Here is a 771-nt window from a genome sequence, read left to right as displayed (position 1 = left end):
GGCTCAGGCGTTGGCTCTGGAGCAGGAGTTTCTGCTACTGCACCATATGTACCTTGTGCGCCATTGCCTTCATACACACCACCTAGATACTGAGCATCACCACCGTAGAAGCCACCTTCAGTTGCATAACCACCATTGGCATCTGCTGTACCTGAGAAGTTATTGCCCTCGATATCTGCAGTCAAACCAATCTTACCAGCTTTAGCGAACTCTAAATCACCTTTAACTTTCTTAGCGACAAAGTCTGCTGTAAATACTGATGAACCAAATTCGATGTCATTACCGATACCTAGCTTGCGATAAGTTGCATCACCTTCATAGCCAACAGTGCCTTCAGTTGGCATATTCTCAGCTTTGGTTGCATGACCAACAACAGCAACACCATCTACAGGAATTTCTGTCTCCCCTAATCGCGCTGCTCCGTTAATATGACCAATACGCATATCATCGCCATAGTCTTTATACACTGAGGTGTATTCAAGAGGTAGATCACCGAATGACGTTGGAATTGAAGTATTGTTTTCATGACTCTTATAGTCACTGCCAAGATCACTGTCACCGTCACCTGATGTTTGAATTTCCACAGCAGGCAATAGCTCATTAGATGCTAAGTCAGCACGAGCGATTACATTGTTATCTCCTGCTTCAAAGTCACGTGTAGTTACTTTGAAATCAGGAAGAGGAAGCATCTCAACTGCTGATGTGCCTACGTTGATAGACTGTACACCTGACTTATTGGTTTCTGGCTCATTTGGCTCTGGTGTCGGTTCA

1 protein-coding gene is annotated in these 771 nt (G+C 44.6%); it reads right to left on the bottom strand.

The annotated features are described in order from the left end of the window. Positions 1 to 771, bottom strand: a 771-nt coding sequence (locus B3S92_RS10995; RefSeq protein ID WP_296206075.1) for a transferrin-binding protein-like solute binding protein, incomplete at both ends; no start/stop codon positions are given.

Origin of the sequence: Psychrobacter sp. UBA3962, from assembly GCF_002385225.1 — a bacterium.
Taxonomy (GTDB): Bacteria; Pseudomonadota; Gammaproteobacteria; order Pseudomonadales; family Moraxellaceae; genus Psychrobacter.
Note: the sequence above shows the minus strand (reverse complement) of the source record. Positions and strands in the feature narration are given on the sequence as shown.